The 14,195-nt window shown below is 68.9% G+C and carries 13 protein-coding genes; 5 read left to right on the top strand and 8 right to left on the bottom strand.

The window, feature by feature from the left end; genetic code table 11:
* Positions 1 to 59 precede the first annotated feature (59 nt).
* Positions 60 to 2,123: a hybrid sensor histidine kinase/response regulator gene (locus tag ENSA7_RS01465; protein ID WP_106087385.1), complete on the top strand. Its 2,064-nt coding sequence runs from the start codon at positions 60 to 62 to the stop codon at positions 2,121 to 2,123.
* 16 nt (positions 2,124 to 2,139) lie between these two features.
* Here the strand turns inward: ENSA7_RS01465 and ENSA7_RS01460 are convergent, their stop codons facing one another.
* Complete coding sequence (locus ENSA7_RS01460) at positions 2,140 to 2,970, bottom strand: outer membrane protein assembly factor BamD (RefSeq protein ID WP_181232907.1); 831 nt, start codon at positions 2,968 to 2,970, stop codon at positions 2,140 to 2,142.
* Positions 2,971 to 3,163: 193 nt separating this feature from the next.
* Here ENSA7_RS01460 and ENSA7_RS01455 point away from each other — a divergent pair, with 193 nt between their 5' ends.
* On the top strand, positions 3,164 to 4,588 hold the full coding sequence (locus ENSA7_RS01455; RefSeq protein WP_106087383.1) for an APC family permease: 1,425 nt from the start codon (positions 3,164 to 3,166) through the stop codon (positions 4,586 to 4,588).
* On the opposite strand, the gene ENSA7_RS01450 is transcribed toward ENSA7_RS01455, so the two are convergent.
* The 3 genes from ENSA7_RS01450 to ENSA7_RS01440 all read right to left on the bottom strand — a co-directional run bounded on the left by ENSA7_RS01450 (position 4,497) and on the right by ENSA7_RS01440 (position 7,838).
* Complete coding sequence (locus tag ENSA7_RS01450) at positions 4,497 to 5,051, bottom strand: GNAT family N-acetyltransferase (RefSeq protein WP_146157200.1); 555 nt, start codon at positions 5,049 to 5,051, stop codon at positions 4,497 to 4,499. The two genes, ENSA7_RS01455 and ENSA7_RS01450, sit on opposite strands and share 92 nt — an antisense overlap.
* Positions 5,052 to 5,064: 13 nt before the next feature.
* The gene (locus tag ENSA7_RS01445; RefSeq protein ID WP_106087381.1) at positions 5,065 to 6,396 is read right to left on the bottom strand and encodes a phenylacetate--CoA ligase family protein; all 1,332 of its coding nucleotides are present in this window, start codon (positions 6,394 to 6,396) and stop codon (positions 5,065 to 5,067) included.
* An 83-nt stretch (positions 6,397 to 6,479) separates the two neighbouring features.
* Complete coding sequence (locus tag ENSA7_RS01440) at positions 6,480 to 7,838, bottom strand: fatty acid desaturase (RefSeq protein WP_181232905.1); 1,359 nt, start codon at positions 7,836 to 7,838, stop codon at positions 6,480 to 6,482.
* Positions 7,839 to 8,021: 183 nt separating this feature from the next.
* Between ENSA7_RS01440 and ENSA7_RS01435 the strand changes: the two genes are divergently transcribed.
* The gene (locus ENSA7_RS01435) at positions 8,022 to 9,146 is read left to right on the top strand and encodes an aromatic ring-hydroxylating oxygenase subunit alpha (protein WP_181232903.1); all 1,125 of its coding nucleotides are present in this window, start codon (positions 8,022 to 8,024) and stop codon (positions 9,144 to 9,146) included.
* Here ENSA7_RS01435 and ENSA7_RS01430 read toward each other — a convergent pair.
* On the bottom strand, positions 9,133 to 10,038 hold the full coding sequence (locus ENSA7_RS01430) for a hypothetical protein (RefSeq protein ID WP_106087379.1): 906 nt from the start codon (positions 10,036 to 10,038) through the stop codon (positions 9,133 to 9,135). The two genes, ENSA7_RS01435 and ENSA7_RS01430, sit on opposite strands and share 14 nt — an antisense overlap.
* The gene (locus ENSA7_RS01425; protein ID WP_106087378.1) at positions 10,035 to 10,418 is read right to left on the bottom strand and encodes a glutaredoxin domain-containing protein; all 384 of its coding nucleotides are present in this window, start codon (positions 10,416 to 10,418) and stop codon (positions 10,035 to 10,037) included. The genes ENSA7_RS01430 and ENSA7_RS01425 overlap by 4 nt, the downstream gene beginning before the upstream one ends.
* A 95-nt stretch (positions 10,419 to 10,513) precedes the next feature.
* Here ENSA7_RS01425 and ENSA7_RS01420 point away from each other — a divergent pair, with 95 nt between their 5' ends.
* Positions 10,514 to 11,122, top strand: a complete 609-nt coding sequence (locus ENSA7_RS01420; RefSeq protein ID WP_181232901.1) for a glutathione S-transferase family protein — start codon at positions 10,514 to 10,516, stop codon at positions 11,120 to 11,122.
* A 15-nt stretch (positions 11,123 to 11,137) separates the two neighbouring features.
* Here the strand turns inward: ENSA7_RS01420 and ENSA7_RS01415 are convergent, their stop codons facing one another.
* Both ENSA7_RS01415 and ENSA7_RS01410 read right to left on the bottom strand, forming a co-directional pair.
* Positions 11,138 to 11,413 carry a hypothetical protein gene (locus tag ENSA7_RS01415; protein WP_146157199.1) on the bottom strand — a complete coding sequence of 92 codons (276 nt, stop codon included), beginning with the start codon at positions 11,411 to 11,413 and terminating at the stop codon, positions 11,138 to 11,140.
* 12 nt (positions 11,414 to 11,425) lie between these two features.
* Positions 11,426 to 11,932 carry a hypothetical protein gene (locus tag ENSA7_RS01410; protein ID WP_146157198.1) on the bottom strand — a complete coding sequence of 169 codons (507 nt, stop codon included), beginning with the start codon at positions 11,930 to 11,932 and terminating at the stop codon, positions 11,426 to 11,428.
* Positions 11,933 to 12,199: 267 nt separating this feature from the next.
* Between ENSA7_RS01410 and ggt the strand changes: the two genes are divergently transcribed.
* Positions 12,200 to 14,191: a gamma-glutamyltransferase gene (gene ggt / locus ENSA7_RS01405; protein ID WP_106087375.1), complete on the top strand. Its 1,992-nt coding sequence runs from the start codon at positions 12,200 to 12,202 to the stop codon at positions 14,189 to 14,191.
* Positions 14,192 to 14,195: the final 4 nt, after the last annotated feature.

Raw genomic sequence — 14,195 nt, 5'->3', positions numbered from 1 at the left:
GGCCTCGCAGGCGTGTGTGGCGTCGTGGAACCAGTTCCCAGCTGTTATACTCGCCAACATTGAAGGGGTCCCCGCCCAGCACCGAGACCGCCATGCAGCGGCTTCGGGACGAGCGAGATCGGCTGTTGCGCGAGAACGCCGAACTCCGCGCGCGGGCAACTCTCGACGAACAGTTGAATTCCGACGCCACTCGCTATGAGCTGATTGTGTCGAAGCTCGCCGAGGGCGTCGTGCTGCACGGCGCCGACGGTCAGATCCTCACTTGCAACCCAGCGGCCACCCGTATCCTGGGTCTGAGCTTTGATCAGATCGCCGGTCGCAGCTCGCTCGATCCCCGCTGGCAGGCGATCCGTGAGGACGGCACGCCATTCTCAGGCGACACCCACCCGGCGATGATCAGCCTCCGGACCGGCGAGGCCCTGAGTGACGTCATCATGGGCGTCCGCAAGCCAGACGGCAGCTTGACGTGGATCTCGATTCACTCGCAGCCGCTGTTCCACGACGGGCACGAGATGCCCCACGCGGTCGTGGCCTCGTTCGCCGACATCACCGCGTTCAAGCAGTCCGAGGCGCGCGCGCGAGTCAGCGAGCAAAAGCTGCGCTTCGCCCTGGAGGTCGCGCGCATGGGTATCTGGCAGTGGAACGCCGAGACCGGACGGGTGCGCTGGTCCGACGCGGTCGCGGGGATCTTTGGTCTCGAGCCAGGTGCGTTCGCCAAGACCTACGAAGCTTATGTCTCACTGGTACACCCCGCGGACCGAACCAGCTTCGAGGCCACGGTCCAGCGGACCCTCACGAGCGGCCCGGCCAACGACGACTTCATCATCGAGCACCGGGTGCTGCATCCCGACGGGACGACCCACTGGGTTGCGAACTTTGGCCGCGTGCTCCGCAACGAGCAGGGCACGCCCGTCGGCATGGCGGGGACCGTCACCGACATCTCGGCCCGCAAGTCGCTGGAGGATCAGCTGGTGCTGTCGCAGCGGATGCAGACCGTGGGGCGGCTGGCTGGGGGCGTGGCCCATGACTTCAACAACCTGCTCACGGCGATTTTGGGTTGCAGCGAGCTGGGCCTGCTGCATCGAGACCTCGACCCCGAGGTCCGCGACTCGCTCGAGACGATCCGCGAGGCGTCCGAGCGAGCGGCCCGCCTGACCAAGCAGCTGCTCAGCTTTGCGCGCAAGCAAGTCCTCGAGCTCGAGGTGTTCGACCTCGAGGAGCTGGTCCGGGACACCCAGCGGCTGCTCTCGCGCATCATCGGCGAGGACGTGGAGATCCAGATGCAGATCGGTTCAGGCCCCGCCTGGATCCGCGCCGACCGGGCCCAGATCGAGCAGGTCGTGGTCAACCTCGCGGTCAACGCTCGCGACGCGATGCCGAGCGGCGGCGTGCTCGGCATCGAGGTCGCCGTGCGAACGAGGGACGGAAGTACGAGCGAGTCGCTCCCGGCCGGGAGCTACGCGCTGCTCGAGGTCCGCGACACCGGCCACGGCATCGACGCGACCACGCTCGCGCACATCTTCGACCCCTTCTTCACGACCAAGACCGAGGGGACGGGGCTCGGCCTGTCGACCTGCTACGGCATCGTCAAGCAGCTGGGCGGGGAGATCCTGGTTGCCAGTGAGGTCGGCCGGGGCAGTCGGTTCTCGATCTATCTGCCGCTCGCGCTGGCTCCGACCGATCGGGTCGACGCCAAGCTCGCCCCGGTCGCCCCGAGGTCGGGCAGCGGACGGATCTTGCTGGCGGAGGACGACGCGGTCGTGCGCGCTACCGTCGAGCGAGGGCTGCGAGCGATCGGCTACGAGGTGCTCTCGGCGGCGAGCGGTCCCGCGGCGCTCGAGCTGCTGGCGAGCGCCTCGGGGGCGATCGACCTGCTGATCAGCGACATCGTCATGCCCAACATGACCGGCTACGAGCTCGCGGTGCGCGTCCGCCAGCAGCTGCCCAAGCTCGAGGTCCTGTTCGTGTCGGGCTACGCAGACAGGTCACTGGACCGCGAGCGAGCGCATCCGACGATCGCAGACGCGATTCATCTGCCCAAGCCCTACACCGTGTCGCGGCTGGCGGAGGTGATCGCCGAGCTGCTCTCGGCCAGCCGCATGCCGTTCTTCAGCCCCCGGTGATCATCGCGGCGAGCAGCTAAAACCGGCCAGAGACGCTGAGCCCGGCGCCACTCGGTGACCACATTGGCGCCACGCTGACCTGGCCCTGCTGCCACGCCTTGGTCTTCTTGTTGCCCTTCACGAACAGCACGGCCCCGACCGCGACGCCGATCAGCCCGATCGCCCCTAGCGAGGCACCAAGCCCGATCGCCAGGTTGTTCGAGGCTTGGCCCCGCGATCGGAAGTCGCTGATTCGCGCGAAGATGGCCTCACAGTCTGGACGCGGGTCGTTCTCGACGCAGCCCATCTCGTTGCGGGCGTCGTACTCGGCGTTGAGATCGTCCTCGAGCCCCTGGCCACGCAGCCCGAACAACACCCCGCTGACGACCCCGCCGACGATCAGCGCGCCGCCGAGGCCCATCGAGATCCCGCCGCCGAGCCGCAGCTTCTTGCCCGGATCGGGACCCTCCACGACGGGAGCTGGCTGCGGATCCTGCTGGGGTGGCTCGGCGGCGCCTCCGTCCGCGGCGATCTTTTCGTCGATCTGGGCGATCAGCGACTCGGCCTCGTCGAGGTCGCCGAGATCCGGGTTCTTCTGGATCTCGATGACGTAGTTCTGGAACACGACCTTGGCCCGGCGCAGGTGCTTGATGTCGACGTCCACGTCGTACCAACGCAGGTGCGCCAGGCCAATGTTGTAGAGGATGTCCGACAGCCCCGACAGCTCGTAGGCCCGCTCGAACGAGACCGCGGCGTCCTCGAACCGGCCGAGGCGGTAGGCGGTCTCGCCACTCTCATAGGCGGCCCGGGCCTCGGCGTTGGTGTCGACCGGGGGCGCGAGCAGGCCCGGAGGTGTCGGGGTCGCCAACGCGGGCAACGGAGCGAGCGCGAGCGCCAGGCCAACGAAACAGCTGCTGAGGACGTGGTGGGCGGTCATACGCGTCGTCGCCCGCGGAAGGTATCACATGTCGCCGCGACGCCGGGACGCCAACCCTCACGCCGGCTCGGCCCAGCGAACGAACGAGCGCCGCCGACTCAGCCGCTCGTAGTAGCCTGCGCAGGTGGGACAGGACGAGCCCCTGCGCCGCGAGCTATCGGGCTACGACGCGACCGCGGTCGTGATCGGGGCGATCGTGGGGGTCGGTATCTTCTTCACGCCGAGCCGCGTGGCGCTGCTGGCCGGGGACGGCCGGCTCGCGCTGCTGACCTGGGGGATCGGTGGGCTGATCGCGATGCTCGGGGCGCTGACCTTCGCCGAGCTCGGGGCGCTCGTGCCCCGCGCTGGCGGCCAGTACGAGCTGCTGCGGGACGCCTACGGGTCGGCGACCGGGTTCGTCTACGTGATCTGCAATGCGACCGCGACGCAGGCAGGCGCGATCGGGGTGATCGCGTTGGTCTGCGTCGACAACCTGGCCGTGGCGGTGACCGGCGCGGTGCTGGGGCCCTGGCCCACGCTCGGCTGCGCGGTTGCGATGACGATCGGGATCGCGCTCGCCAACGCGGCCGGCGTGCGCTGGGGGGCGCGGATCCAGAACCTGACGGTCATCGCCAAGCTCGCGACCTTGCTCGCCGTCGCGGCGGTCGCCCTGCTCGCCGCGCCACCCAGCGTCGACGCGGTCGGTTCGGGCGCGGCGGTTCAGACCAGCCAGAACCTGAACCCGATCGCCGCGATCGCAGCGGCCCTGGTCCCCACGCTGTTCACCTTTGGTGGCTGGCAGCAGGTCCTGTGGATGGGTGGCGAGGTCGAGCGGCCCGAGCGGAATTTGCCCGTGTCGATCCTGGTCGGGGTCTCGGTCGTGGTCGCCGTCTACCTGCTGGTCAACTGGGCCTACCTCGCGCTGCTCGGGCACGCTGGCGTGGCGACCAGCGAGACCCTGGCGGCCGACGCCGTGGCGGTCGTGTTTGGAGATCCCGGCCGTCGGGCGATCGCCATCGCGGTGGCGATCTCGGCGCTCGGGGTGCTCAACGCCCAGCTGCTCACCGGCCCCCGCTTGCTGTTCGCGCTGGCTCGAGACGGGCGACTGTGGCCGTTGCTCGGCCGGGTTCACGCGACACGCGGCACGCCGATCCCGGCGATCTTGCTGCTCGCGAGCATGGCGATCGTGCTGCTGCTGATCGCCGGCGAGGACGGCGTCGACCGGCTGTTGACCGGGGTCGTGCTGGTCGATGGCGTGTTCTTTGCGTTGACCGGGCTCGCGTCGCTGGTCCTGGCGCGGCGCCTGCCTCACGCCCAGCGACCGGTCCGGATGCCGGGCTTTCCCCTGGTCCCGCTGCTGTTTGGGCTGAGCGAGGTCGCGGTGGTCGTGGGCGCCTGGCTCGACCCCGAGGTCCGCGGCGCGGCGGCGATCGGGGCGGCCTGGATCGCCGGGGCGCTGATTGTGTACTTCGTGGGCTTCAACAAGCCCCGCGCGACCCGGCCGACGGGTGACCCGACCGATGAATCCAGTAGCGCGCGACCTGCATCTGCGTCACCCGCGGATGGCTGAACGTGCCCACGTAGGTCATCCCGAGCTTGCGCATGACGGCGATCGAGGCGGTGTTGACTGGCAGCGCGCAGGCGTCGACGACGGTCTGGTCGAGGGTCCCAAACGCGTGATCGAGCAGCGTCCGCGAACCCTCGGTTGCGAGCCCTCGCCCCCACGCCTCGCGCCGCAGCCGATAGCCGAGCTCGAGCATGTGCTCGTCGAACACGCTGGGCCGCAGGTGAAACCAGCCCAGGTACTCGCCCTCGCTGGGGTTTGTGAACGCGCTGAAGAAGCCGTACGGCTGGTCCACGTGGGCCCGCATCCGCGCGAGCAAGCCTCGCTCGTAGTCCTCGCGCGAGTTGGGTACGCCACCGCTGATGTAGCGCATCACCTCGGGGTCGGCGTCGAGCGAGACGAGCGCGTCGAGGTCGGCCTCGGCCACGGGACGCAGCCACATACGCGCGGTCTCGAATGTCTGATTCACGGCGACGCGGAATCTAGCAGGTTCCAGATCGGCCGCGCAGGTGGGAGATGATCGGCTGGTGCTTGCCAGCTGGGCTGCGGGCGATCTCGGCGACCAACCGGACCTCCACGCGCAGCGGCTCCCCCACGAGCTCGACGAACCGGGCTTGCACGGCGGCCGCCATGTCCGGGCGCCATCCGTGGCCGGGGACCAGCACGATCTCGACGTGCCCGGCGCTGCGCTGGATCAGCCGAAACGCCGCGATCTCGGCCCCGACATCGAGCAGAAAGCTGTAGGTGGCGTCCAACAGCCACCCGCTGGTGAGCACCCGCCCGCTGGGCAGCACGAACGCGTCCAACCGCCGACCGCGTAGCTCACTGAGCTGGTTGAAGGTCCGGCCACACCCGCAGCGCGAGGGCTCGAGCCGCGCGGTGTCGCCCTGGCGGTAGCGGATGAAGGGCATCGCAAAATTGTGCAGGTAGGTACCCACGACTTCGCCCGGCTCGCCAAGCCCGACCACCCGCTCGCTGTCGGGCGCGAGCAGCTCGAGGTAGACCACGTCCTCGAACACGTGGTGGGTGCCCTGCTCGCACTGGGCGGCGATCCGGGTCAGCTCTTCGCTGGAGTACTCGTCGTAGACCCCGCAGCCGAACCGCTGGCTGAGTTGATCGCGCTCGCGCTGACTCGAGGGCTCCGACGAGACCGAGATCGCGTGCAGGCCCAGCCGCTTGCAGCCGGCCGGTCCCATCGCGTCGGCGAGCTCGCGCAGGTGGCTGGGGTAGCAGGCCAAGAACTGCGGACGCAGGGTGTGCAGCCGATCGATGAGCCGACTGATCGGCGTCAGCGTGGGCACCAAGATCATGGGATAGGTGCCAAACAGCGAGCGGGCCGGATACTCGGAGGTGTACACATAGACAAAGCGATGCCACGGGCGGTAGGGCGCGTACTGGGCCAACAACCGGTGCATCGCCAGGCCCTGAATCGACACGCGATCGGCCTGGTGCACGACCTCGAGCACCTGCCCGCTCGAGCCCGAGCTCTTCGAGACCAGGCAGCGACGCAGATCCAGGCCCCGAGTCAGCGCGCCGTCTGGGTAGGCCGCGAGCACGTCGTCCTTGCTGACCGTGGGAAAGTGACGCAGGTCCTCGAGCGTCTGCAGGTCGCGCGGACTGACGTGGGCGCCGCGGTACAGCTCGGCGTAGAGCGGGACGTTGGCGTAGGCGTGGGCGACCAGGGCCTGCAGCCGCCGCAGCTGATAGCGACGGATCTGGGCCCGCGGGGCGAACGGCCGGCGCCAGAAGCCAGGGAACGCGGCGGCGATCTGAGCTGTGTTGACCGCCAGCTCGCGGCGGGTGAACGACCGCACTCAGCCAGGCGCTGCGCTGGCGAGCGCGAACAGGGCAAACACGAGGAGACCGGCGAAGGTGAGTAAATGGCGTGTCGTGGCAGTCATGGGTGCTCGCGGGTGAGCCTGGATGTGTATCGCAACGCGGTGAAAAACGCCACGACGGACGCGAGCAGATCCTGAACCGAGAAGGTCCCCGGCCACAGCTGCGCGGCCTGACCGAGCTCCCAACCGATCGAGATCGCAAGCGCGACGAACAGCCACGCGCGTCGGCCCGGATCGGCGCGTGGGGTCCCCGTCCAGAGGGTGGCGACGAAGGCCGTGAGCGCGTAGGTCCACAGCGCGCTGGGCAGCCAGCCCATGATCGTGGCCAGCTCGCCAGCGGCGAGCTGGCTGGCCGGCAGCTCGACGCCGAGCGTGGCCAACCACTGATCCAGCAGCAGCGCGCGCGGACGCAGCAGCGCGTAGACCAGCACGCCCAGGCCGAGCGGCGCCAGCACGTGGGTGAGCGCGCGCAACACCAGTGGCGCGGGCGTGCGTGCGCGCGACGGCATGGGCGGCGCGTGGACCCGCTCGGCGACCTGCCCCGAGCGCAGCGCGGCGCTGGTCGTGAACGCGCGAGCGAGCGCGGGCAGGGTCACGATCGGCGGTCCCGGCAGCGCGGCCCGCAGCTCGCCAAGCCGATAGAACGGCACGCTCGGGTGCCGGTGGTGCTCCCAGTGCAGGCCGATGTCGTGGGGCATGATTAGCTGCTCGAGCCACTCGGGCACGTGCACGCGATGGGTGCCGCGCGTGCCCAGGTGCTCGGTCCAGATCCGCAGCCTCACCCCCGACCAGAACACGGTGGCGATGCTCACGACCCACACGATCGGAACCCACACGACGCCCAGCACCCAGCAGGCGCCAACGATCACGCCCCAGAACACCGCCATGCCCAGCGCCTCGACCACGCTGACCGGACGCGTGAGCTTGCCGGCCGCGAGCAGGTGCGGGAGCCCGCCGCCCACGAGATCGCCGAGGAAGCCCAGCAGCACCCGCGGCGCGCGAGCGGGTAGCCGCCACTGACGGATCAGGCCCTTGTGGTGGTTCTCGGGATCCTCGGCGCTGCCCAGCTGCTTGTGATGCGCGAAGTGGTAGCGCCGGTAGCCGCCCAAGGTCAGCCCCAGGGGCCAGGCCGCGAGCGCGCTGCCCAGCGCATCGTTGAGCCAGCTGGGTCGACACACCAGCTTGTGCGCGGCGTCATGAAACAGCGCACCGAGGGCCTGCTGGCGGGACCCGAGCGGGACGACGGCGAGCGCGTAGGCGAGCGGGTGATCGATCGCGTCGACGACGATGAAGGTCAGCGCGATCACGGCCCAGTCGGCGATCGCAGCCCCGAGCCAGCGCGAAGGCTCGAGCCGGGACAGCTCGCGGATCAGCTGCGGATCTGCGCTCGGTTGAGCATCGCTACGACTGACGCTCACGGTGGACAGACCTGGGCGTGGCTCGCGAACCGCCTCGGTTGCCCGTCGCCGCAGGCCCCTGTCCGCACGAACCGCACGCTCGACTCTAGCAAACGGGGTCGGTCGGCCGAAGATTATCTCGGTCGCCCGAGCCTGCGCGACCACCTGCTGGACACTGTCGCGCGGGGGTGCTCCCATCGCGTGGTGTTCATCCACGACACCCGGCTCCCGCACGTGCTCGAGCCGGGCTGTTACCACGACCCGGGCTGGTACGAGCGCGAGCTGGCGGCGGTGTTTCGTCCCGGCTGGCACTGCGTCGCGACCCTCGACGAGCTCCCGCGCGAGGGCGACTTCGTGACCCGCGAGCTGTTCGGCGCGCCGTTGCTGCTGCGCCGCGCGGGCGGCCAGGTCCGAGCGTTTCGCAACGTGTGCGCGCATCGCTTCAGCGCGCTGTGCCTGGCGCCGAGCGGCCGCGCGGCCAGCCTGCGCTGCCCCTATCACGGCTGGACCTACGCCGACGACGGCGCGCTGACCTGCGTCCCCGACCCGGCGTCGTTCGCCTCGCCGCCGGGTAAGTCGGCGCTGATCGGCCGGGTCAAGCTGACCGCCCATCCGGTCGCGTGCGCCGGGCAGCTGGTGTTCGTGTCGCTCGCTGAACAGCCCGCGCCGCTCGACCAGTGGCTGGGCGCGCGGACCCATGAGCTCGTCACCCGGCTGTTCTCGATCGACTACCAGCGGGTGTTGGCGAGGACGATCGAGCACCCCTGCAACTGGAAGATCCCGGTCGAGAACGTGCTCGAGACCTACCACGTGGACGAGCTGCATCGCGGCTGGCTGGCCCGCCACCCGCGGCTGGTGCCCGTGTTCGACGAGCAGATCGAGCACGAGCTCGGCGACGGCTTCAGCGAGTACCGCGATCGCATGGGCGCCGACTTCCCGCCCTACCGCGCGCTGGTCCGGGCGCTCGTCGGCCCGGTGCCGTGTCGCTACCGACACCACCACGCGTTCCCCAATCTGATCATCGGCGAGACCCCGGTGCTGAGCTTTTTGCAGGTGGTCACGCCAACCGGGCCGGCGAGCTCGCGCAGCCTGGTGCGGCTGTACCTGCATCGCGGCGCGCCTGCGCGAGCGTGGACGGCCCCGCTGCGGCGGCTGGTCGGCGCGGCCGCGAGTTGGTTCCTCAATGGCGTGCTGCGCGAGGACGCGGCGATCTACGAGGCCGTGCAGACGGGCGTTCGTGGCAGCGATCGCGGCGGCGTGCTCGGGGCTCGTGAGGAGCGGGTCTGGGCGTTTCAGCGGTGGCTGGCGGACAGCGTCACAGCCCCGTGAGCGTGAGCGGGTCGCCGTCGGCTTCGCCTGGATCCGCCGGCCCAAGCACGAAGCCACGCGCGAACTGATAGGTTGCGAAGATCGTCAGGGCCAGCAAGCCGTAGCCCAGGAACCCAAGCGCTGGCATCTCGAACACGTAGGCGAAGTCGAGCCACGCGACGTCGTAGGTCCACTTGGGGTCCGCCGGGTAGTTCCACATCTCCCCGACCACGCCCATCAGCATCGTGCCCAGCGCGAACGCGATCGGCACCCGGGCCTCGCCGCGGGCGATGCAGGCCAGCAAGCTCGGGCGGTTCAGCGCGTCGTTGAGCGGATCGAGCAGCAACAACACACCGACCAAGCTGGCCCCCAGGGCCACGTCTGGCAGCTGCGAGGCCAGGACCAGGGCCGCGAGCCCAGCGAGCATGCACACCCCACGCAAGCTGGCGCTGACGCGACGCTGCGAGCCACGTGGCTGCGCAGCGCGGCGACGTGGCCACAGCGCCAGCGCCAGCATCCCGCATACCCACGTCGCCGGGATCAACGTGGCAAAGAACACCGTCGAGCGCAGCTGCTGACGCCACACTGGGATGTCCGGGCTCTCGCTGTAGGACCACGCCTGCATCCAGTGGTTGGCCAGCTCGAGCCCCCACCACGTCGCCGCCGAGATCACGGCCATCAACGCGAGGTCGCGCGGCCGCTCGCGGATCAGGCTGCGACCGCTGCGGCGCAGCACCCACGCGTCACCGGCCAGCGTGAAGCCGGTCCAGCAGATCGCGTACCACCAGTCCGAGACCGGCCGCAGGTGGACGAGTGTCAGCAGCTGGCCGAGCAGCACCAGCGCGAGCCCGAGCCAGCCAAACCATGCGAACGGACTCGCGGCGAACGGACTCGCGCGACCGCCCCTGTTCACGCGGCCAGGCGCGTGGCGAGGGAGCCGTCGGCGAGCGCCGCTTCGAGCTCTTGAAACCCGCCGATCAGGCTGCCGCGCACGAACACCTGCGGATAGGTCGGCCACCCGCTCCACAGCTTGATCGCCAGGCGCTGCTTCCACTGCTTGGTGTAGCTGCCGTACTCGAGGTAGGTGAACTCGATGTTCGCGGCCGCCAGCGCCTTGCGGGCCTTCTTCACGAACGGGTTGGTCGCCATGCCGACGACCACGACCGCGTCGCGCTCGACCGCGGTGCTGACCTCGGTGACGATGGTTCCGTGAAAGTTCGCGATCTGAGCGCGGACGTGATCGGAGGTGTGCTCGTCACCCAACAGGGGGCGGGGATTGCTGGGCGTGGCCATTGCTCGCCTGCGTAGCGCATGTGAGCCAGCAACGCCAGCGACCGGCGTCAGGGATTGCCCCCCAAACTGGTAGGCTCTCGCCCCAAGGTCACACCATGGCGATCAAGCTCTACTCGTTTCCACGCTCGGGCCACGCCCATCGGGTCCGACTGTTTCTCTCGCTGCTCGGGCTGGACTACGAGCTCATCGATGTCGACCTTCCAGGTGGCGAGCACAAGCAACCCGAGTTCCTGCAGCTCAACCCGTTCGGCCAGATCCCCGTGCTCGTGCATGCGGACCACGTGATCCCCGACGCCAACGCGATCCTCGTGTACCTGGCCAAGGCCTTCGACCGCGCCGACTGGCTGCCGGGGGATCCTGCTGGGGCCGCCGCGGTCCAGCGCTGGCTCAGCGTCGCCGCCGGCCCGATCGCGTATGGCCCCGCGCGCGCCCGACTGATCACCGAGTTCGGCGCCACGTTCGACGCCGCCGAGGCCATCGCGGCTGCCCACGCGATCCTGGGCTTGCTCGACGCCGAGCTTCAGCGCCACCCGTTCTTGGTCGGCGACTCCCCGACCCTGGCCGACATCGCCTGCTACAGCTATGTCGCGCACGCGCCAGAGGGCAACGTGTCGCTCGACGAGTACGACCACGTGCGGGCGTGGCTCGAGCGGATCGAGGCGCTGCCTGAATTCGTCCCGATGCCGCCGGCTCCGGGTGCGTGAGTGGGCTTGGCGTTGTTAGCGCCACACTGTGAGCATCGCGAAGAGCAGCTGCGCGACCATGATCATGGGCAGATCGCGGTCATAGGCGTGGGCAACGGGTGGGTCGGCGCTGCGCCGCCAGACCCACCACTGCACCGCCCCACCGATCGGGTAGATGAGCGCGATCAACATGGCCGTGAACCACCGCCCGTCCTGTACCAGGACATACCCGGTGTGGCCGGCCAGGAACAGGATCAGCGCGAGGGTCAGCCAGGTGTGCCACTTGACTGGGGTTTGCTGTGCGCGTGCCATGGTCACCAGCGCTCACCAAAGATCCGGGCACTTGGCCTTCTTGAAGATCAGCGGCGTGCAGTTGCACACCGTCGCAATCCCCGCGAGCGTGGCACCAGGTGCGTTGCCGATCGCGGTTGAGCCCACCGCGGCGAGGATCGAGACGCCGCAGCTGAGGACGCCCTTTTGTGGGTTTGGGGTGAATCCACCAATGAGCAGGCTGTCGGCCATCACGCCAATCCGCTGATCGACCACGCGGGCCTCGAGATCCGTGGAGACCACGAACGAGTGCCCCTCCAGGTCGAGGGTGTACTCGGCGAAGCCGTCGGCGAAGTCGGCGAAGTACACGAGCTGGCCGTCGTCGGACTCCCACGCCTCGATCGTGGCGACGACCTCGCCGCTGGCATCGTATGCAACGATGCTCGCGGCCGACTCGCTGACGTGAACGTCCATACTATCGATCTGTGGCACCGGGACGACTGGTGTGTAGGGTGGCTGGGCCCCGAACAGGGCAGTGAGTGCGATTGTTGCGATTGTCATAATTTGACTCTACTGAGCCGCGCCGCGATCTGCAAGATGATTAATCGTACGACCCCACCCTGCCACATATACTTCTGTGATTGCCAGGACACTCCGCGCCGCGCCCGACGACTGGCATATGTGCATGGGTCTCTCCCGCAGATCTTCCGCCCCAGCGGCTCCCCTGACACATCAGCGCGTCATCATGACGTCACCCTCACGAAGCAGCTGGGGCGGGCGCAGCCCTTGCCGGCACCACGCTGTAAACACGGTGCTAGTAATCCGGGCATGCTGCTCGAGACATGGACGAAATCCGAATTTGCACAATCAGCCGGGCACCCGCGGAGAGCTAGAGATTGCGGCCTCGTGGTCTCGGCGCTCCTGGGAACGGTCTCGCCTGGTTGTAACCAGGAGTCGCCTGAAGCATGGCGCAACGCTCCCCTCATTGTGCCTGATAGTACGCTGCCCGACGACGACGACTCCTGGAAGCAACCGCCCAAGTTGAAGCCGGGCACTGGCAAGGCATTTCGAGACGGCGTGGTGACCACGTCGGAGCCGGAGGCCGCCTCGGCTGGGGCCGGGGTGCTGGCGGGCGGCGGAAATGCCTTCGATGCCGCGGCCGCGGTGATGTTCATGCTCAACGTGGTCGAGCCACAGTCTTCGGGGATCGGCGGCGGCGGCTTTGTGATCTTCCATCTCGCCGAGTCGAACGAAACGCTGACCCTCAATTGTCGCGAGCGAGCGCCAGCCGATACCACCGCCGACATGTTCGTGAGTCAGCCGGACTTCGCCCAGCGCTCCGCGAGTGGCTACGCCGTTGGAGTGCCGGGTACGGTGCTGTGCGCCGCCACGCTCCTCGACAACTGGGGCACGATCACCCTGGACGAGGCGCTGCAGCCCGCGATCGCGGCAGCGACGGACGGTATCGTCGTCAGCACCCGGCTCGCCGCTGACGTGCTGTTGCCCAAGCTCAGCAACGAGCTCGCCCCCCCGAACAACCCCGTCAAACCAGCCTACGACGTCGCCCGCGCGGTGTTTCGACCCAATGGATCGCCGCTGCAAGCTGGCGACCTGCTCGTCCAGCCCGAGCTCGCCCACACCCTCCAGCTCATCGCGGACGGCGGCACCGAGGCGTTCTATCGCTGCGATCACGACGCAGGGATCGCCGAGGCGATCCTCGCAACCCAGCTCGTCACCCGCACCGACACCCCGCAGGGCGTGGGCAGGATGACCTGCGCCGACCTCGAGTCGTATCACGTGACAATCGGCGCTCCGGTCTCGCGGCCGTATCGCGGTTACGAGGTCGCCTCGATGGGCCCGCCGTCCTCGGGTGGCGTCGCCTTGCTGCAGATCCTGGCGATGCTCGAGGGCTTCCCGATCGGTGACAGCGGGGCCGGATTCGGTCTCGGGCAGGTCTCCAGCTTGAACGTCATGCTCGAGGCGATGCGGCTCGCGTTCGCTGATCGGGCCCGATGGCTCGGCGATCAGGACTGCCTGGGGTGCCCCGACCTGCCGATCGCCGGGCTGCTGGCGGACGCATACCTGGCGGAGCGCGCGGCGTTGATCCAGGTGGGTCAGCGGCGCACGGGCATCACGGCCGGTGACCCGCGCCCCTTCGACCCCGACTTCATCGCCGAAGGCGCGTCACTTGGCCCCGTCTCGTTCGCGCATTCCGATCCGGGCGGCGACACCTCGCACGTCACGATCATCGACGCAGACGGCAACATCGTCGCGTTCACGAACTCCATCGAGGCCACGTGGGGCACCGGGCTCATGGTCCCTGGCTACGGATTCTTGCTCAACAATCAGCTGACCGACTTCAACCAGACCCCGGCCTTCAACCCCAACCCCATGTCCTTCAACCCCGGCGCGAACGATGCCGCCCCCGGCAAGCGTCCCCGCAGCAGCATGGCGCCAACCCTCGTGACGCTGGAGGGTGATCCCGTGGCGGCCTATGGATCACCCGGCGGGGCGACGATCATCAACTCCGTGCTGAACGTGACGCTCAACCTGATCGACCACCGCTTGACCTTGCAGCAATCGGTGGTGGCGCCGCGTGTGTCACTCACGACCGCGAGCGACGCTGGGGTGGCCGAGCGCGAGGCTGGCTTTGACCCACAGGTGCTTGGCGCCCTTGGGGCGCTCGGCTACGCGTTCGTCCAGGTCGCAACGATCGGGGCGGTTCAGGCGATCGTCACGATCCCGACCTCCAAGAAGCAGTATGGCGCTGCCGACTCGAGACGGATCGGCGGCGTCGCGACGCCGGGCAAGGTCAAGTAGCGCG

Source organism: Enhygromyxa salina (assembly GCF_002994635.1).
Taxonomy (GTDB): Bacteria; Myxococcota_A; Polyangia; order Nannocystales; family Nannocystaceae; genus Plesiocystis; species Plesiocystis salina_B.
The sequence above is the reverse complement of the archived record's forward strand: the minus strand, read 5'-3'. Positions and strand labels throughout refer to the sequence as shown.